Consider the following 5,284-nt stretch of genomic DNA (forward strand, 5'->3'; position numbering starts at 1 on the left):
GGATCTCGAAACGAAGTCTATCCGACTTGTGTATACACCGTAGCCTTAAAAAGGGGGACTTTAGAGCAAGCTTTTGAGGGGGTTGGGGGATTTAGATCTCAAACGAAGCTAACCGAACCGTATTGGAAGTGTAGATAGTACCTAAGTCATTATGTACTGGTGCAAAATCTGGTGTAGAGATTTCTAGAAATCTCTACACCAGATTTTGCATATTTAAGTGGAACAATCTCTAGTTATTTAGGGACATAGTAAATAGCGACCCTCCTTTGCCAGATCGTACGACATTTTTTCGACCGAGCGGGCATAAATTGTAATGGAAAGATTAGTTCGGTAAAAATACTAGTTTTCAATTTTTTTTACTTCCCTGTTTGTAACCAGGTGACCGATACATCTGTAGTTTAATTGTCATGTAAAAAATATCGGCAGATTTGGACTTCATCATCTTTTTGTATTAATTGTCAGAGCAACTTTCAGTCACTCCGATCGCGCGATTGGCTCGGAACCACCTAACTTAAAAATGCATTCAATCAGAATTGTATAAATTAACACTGAGAAAATTAAAATCGACCTTTAATGTCATCTGTCAGGATTGCGCCAAACAGAACCGTTACGCCATCACATTTTGACTGCATCTATTAACGATTTAGCCATAGCACATAGCGCAAAGGTACGATAGTTGACACGGCTAAATCGTGTAAACATCAGGGGGATCGATCAGCATAATGGCTTAAAGTACAATTTAGGTATTGTCAAATTTCAATTGAAATCGTATGATGAATGTATTGAAGTTGTCAGAAACAAATCACAACAAGTAAAATCATTATTTTTATCGATCGACACGGATCTATTGTAAAGGCAGTTAAATTTTACGCTCGAAATTAATGGCAAAGGTTGAGCTGTGGCGATATTCTGGCAATGCTATCGATTGACTTTTTAAGATTGACAAACTTAGTTTTGCAATTCTGAAATTTAGATCGATCGAATGCTATTAAATTAGCTTCAGCTCTCGATGGGGACAAAATTATTTTCCAGCTAACGTTGCTGGCAAAAAAAAGAACCCGCCAACTTTTTATCAGTCAAATGGTATTGAGTCCTAGACTGGCAACCATTATGCTTGAGTATTGTTGTTGACGAGTCCGACTTCATTTAAAACTTGTATTGAGATCGTACTCTATTCACGGCGATTATTGCTGTAACAAAACTATGAATTTGCAATCTAAACTCTCTCTAGCTCTAGCTGCTGGTTCGGTATTCTTCCCATTAGTCGCTCAAGCTGCTCCTGTCACCAATACTGGTACGACTGCGGCTGCGGTATCGATCAAATTTGAAGGCAAATCCGATGGTAGCTTCTCAATCGTGCCTGGTGGTAATGCTACTGGTGGTGGTACTGGCGTGCGAGAACTCTCTGCTGCGGTAGCAACTGGCGAAACTAATGCTGAAGCAAACTCTTCAACTGCCAACACATTCTTTGGTACTACTGCCAGTGCTAAAGGTTTTAGCCAGCCTGTAAGTTTCACATATTTAAGTACTAGCGATGTTAGCAAGGTAGCTACTACTAGTGATAAACGCGACTTCAACACGTCTCAGTTCAACCAATCGAACGTTCAAGCTAGTACGACCAAAAATACTACTACCAGTAACGACAGTAACGTTACTGCCAACGATAACAAGACAGCTACTAACAACCTGACTGATACCAAAAAGGGTGTTAATAACCTCGACGATGGCAAAACCGCTACCAATAATCTCACCGATAACAAAGGTACTGTAAATAACGCTACCGACAACAAAACAGCTACCAATAACCTCACTGATACCAAGGGAAGCACCGACGGTAGCAGCTCTGGTAACAGCACTGGCGTTGGTAGCACTAGCGTTGCCACAAGTAACGTTCCCGCAGGTACTACTACTAATGCTACTGTTGGTACTGGTAGCAGCGGTGGCACAACCAAAACCACCAACAGTACTTTTGCGACCAACAACAACACTACTAGCAACGTTAATAGCAATAACAATACCACCAATACTTTTGCGACCAATAACAACACTACTAGCAACCTCAACACCAACAACAACACAGACAGCTCGTTGAAAACTAACAACAACACCACTAGCAATGTTGGTAGTACCACTGTTAAAAACGACAAATTTAACACCAATGACAATACTACCAACAGTAATGTTAACAGCCAAAATGGTGCTACAACTGACAACACCCTCAAAACCACTGGTGTAAACGATATCAACAATACTAAAGTCCAGTACGAATACAAAGGTACTTCGGCTGGTTTATCGTTTATTCCTTTAAACAACAAATAGGTAAGGCTCGATGTAGCTCGTTAATGGGCTACATCGACACAGTATTTGTCGATAACAAACAACCTACCCATCTTTAGTTTTGTGCGATGCGGGTAAAACCGAATCGATGAACTAGGATGGGTGTCTTTTCCAATTGGGTGCTGAAGCTGCTGGATAGAGCCTCGATCTGTAATTCATATATGTATTCACAGTTATTCGCATATTATCAAACCAACTATAAATTAGTCTGTTATTGCATCGCAATATCGGGGTGGTATTTACTGCTGGCTAGTAGTGCTAACGCGCAAACTCAACCGATTATTGAAGCTTCCCTACCCGAAAATCGATCGACTACTGAAGAAATTGCGCCAACAGTCAGTAATAATATCGTTGCATCGACTCCACCGGAAAACGCTACCGCAGCACCAGCTAAAGCTGACGAAAGCACCGACAAACCCACATCACCGCCGCTAGTCAAGCACAAAGTCGCCCAAGTTACGATTCCTCTGCCCACAGGTGCGACTCCAATACTGTCGGTACCGATTATTTTACCTAACTTAATCCCTCGGAGTAGTCCGATCGTGCCGATTAATTCGGTGCTGACACCAGGATTGCTGTTCTCGCCAAATAATACCCCCGCCGTACCATCAACTAATACGCCGACATCGCCGACTAACCCAGCAGCGGTTAAAGATTCGCGCTTTATTATCGAGCCGAAAGTTCTCGATCCGAGAGTTGTCGATCCGTTTTCGACGCAATTTATTATTAATGGCAATCGGATTTCGCACTTTACCAATACCGCCATCGTCACCGGATTTGAAACCGGGAATTTTCGCAATACCGATCTGAGTTTCAATATCTTTAAGCTGATTGGAGCCAAAAATGTCCAGAGTGTCACCACAGATCGGGTAGTTCGCGTCTCTACCGAGATGGAATCGACAGGGATTAGTACCGTCGCCCAATATCAGGAAATTAACGTTTCTGTTGCCAAAGACCAAACTTTACTAGGAGTCCGCCAACAAATCAGTCTGATTGGTAACTGTCTCGATGGTTCTGGCGGCGAATGCACCTACATACCGGGCATTACCATTGGTGAGAGCGATCTCGATCGAAAGTTACAGCCCAGAGTCATAACGGTTACCTCTCAATTTGGCGATCGAGTTTCGGCAGCATCGTCAGCAGCAATTCGGGAACCAGGATTTCAAGGCGGTGCGAATGGACAGAATTTTGGCATCGATTTAACTATTCCCGCGATCGGATTAGTCAATCCCCCCGAAGGTTCTCCACCCCAAGTGTTGACTGGCGAACGTCAGGAGAACTTTAAAACTGGGCTAGCGGTAAACTACACCCGGATGCAGCAGAACTTTGCAACTAATGGTAAAGAATCGACCTTAGAACGCACCGTCCGATCGCTCAATTATATTAACGGCGATCGGAATCAATTAGTCAATGCCCTCACTAATGCGATCGGGCAAATCTTACCATCATTTAGCCGCAGTATCGCCCCTGGCGAACCGGGCGCGCGCATTGTCGTCAACCCCAATCTCTATCAAGTTGCCAGTGCCATCCGCATTCCCGATAATAGCCTGACCGTATATCAGGCCGGGACGGGCTATGCAGCCAGTTTCGGTAAAGATCCTAAGGTTCCCCCCGGAGCCAGCCATCAAGCTCTCTGGGTGGGCATGTCCCCCGTTGTGGAGCGAGAATTTAGCCGCGATTATCGCTATAATACCATCCGCGAACCCCGGATCGTGACTAGTGGCGGTGGTGAAGGCGGGAATGTGCCAATTGCGGTAACGCTGAATAATTTTGGCTTTAATTCTGGTGGCTTGCAAAATGCCTACGGGCAAGGTTATGTCACGGTATTAAATCGAGATGTTTCTAGAGTCGATACCGACACCATCCGTCAGCGCACCGATTATTATCCGCATATTAGTTTTACAGGCGCGAATCTCAACGAAAATAGCCTGTGGCGATATTATACTGGCGCGATTGTCAATGCTGGTTTTCAGCCGAAAACTACTTCCAATCTTAAAGCCTATATCGGTACCGATTATGCGATCGTCAATCCCCGTGGCTTGAGTCTGAATTTTGCAGGTATCGGCTATCTCAATCCCGATCCTGAATATTCCAGCCAACTGTCTGCTAGTGGCACTCAATCGATCCAACTCGGCTCTAATCCGCGCAATAGTCTAGTCTTAGGGTTTAATAGTAGCTATATTGTCGATGGCTCGATTACCCTTCAATCGTTGCCCGTCCGCTCCGCCCAAAGCTATGTCAATGCTGGGCTTGCCCTGAATTTTGGCGATATTTCAGTCGGCGGTACCCAATTTTTTGGTAATATATTACCGGAGTCGGTCGAAAATAAAACTGTTTTTAATATCGGTTGGAAGGTTACCAACAAGCTGAAAGTCGGCGGATTTGTTAGCGTCTTCGATCGGAATATTTCGACCAATCCTTTTGGTGCAAATCTCAGTTACGAACTCGATGCTAATTCCGATTCAGCGATCTATTTAGGCTGGAACGCTGCGGAAATTGATTTTCGGCGTACCCTCGGCCCAACTGCTAATGTTTATAAAGATAATACTGTTAGCATCTCAATTCGCTATGGATTTTAGGTAAATTCCACGTTACGGCGAGACACAATTTGAAGGATTTAGATAATTTTCGATAAAGAATGTACCATCGCCAACTATGATTTATGCGATCTCTATAGATGGACTAAGATTATTTGATAGCAGTCCATCAAAGTCCATCATTCAATCATTTTAATCATAGTTCAGACAATGACTCTCCCGTCAGAGCTATTCTTTATCGGTATCTGTTACTCGCCAACGGAGCTTCGCATTCAACCAAAAGTTAAGGAATGTAATCATCACGATCGCGATTAATTTAGCTAAGTATTCGTCAATCTGCCCGATATCGAACAAAAAATTGACAATTAAAGCATTCAGAATTAATCCAGCCGTACAAACTAAAGTAAACT

The 5,284-nt window shown here is 43.5% G+C and carries 3 protein-coding genes; 2 read left to right on the forward strand and 1 reads right to left on the reverse strand.

Features of this window, described 5'->3' with window-relative positions; all coding sequences use genetic code 11:
• Positions 1 to 1,203 precede the first annotated feature (1,203 nt).
• Positions 1,204 to 2,319, forward strand: a complete 1,116-nt coding sequence (locus Q0R35_RS03660) for a hypothetical protein (protein WP_295614577.1) — start codon at positions 1,204 to 1,206, stop codon at positions 2,317 to 2,319.
• A gap of 179 nt (positions 2,320 to 2,498) precedes the next feature.
• Entirely contained in the window at positions 2,499 to 4,916 is a 2,418-nt protein-coding gene (locus Q0R35_RS03665) for a hypothetical protein (RefSeq protein WP_295614579.1), read from the forward strand.
• A gap of 186 nt (positions 4,917 to 5,102) precedes the next feature.
• Here the strand turns inward: Q0R35_RS03665 and Q0R35_RS03670 are convergent.
• A partial coding sequence (locus Q0R35_RS03670) for a GtrA family protein (RefSeq protein ID WP_295614581.1) occupies positions 5,103 to 5,284 on the reverse strand: 182 nt, incomplete at its 5' end.

Source organism: Chamaesiphon sp. GL140_3_metabinner_50, from assembly GCF_025361915.1.
Taxonomy (GTDB): domain Bacteria; phylum Cyanobacteriota; class Cyanobacteriia; order Cyanobacteriales; family Chamaesiphonaceae; genus Chamaesiphon.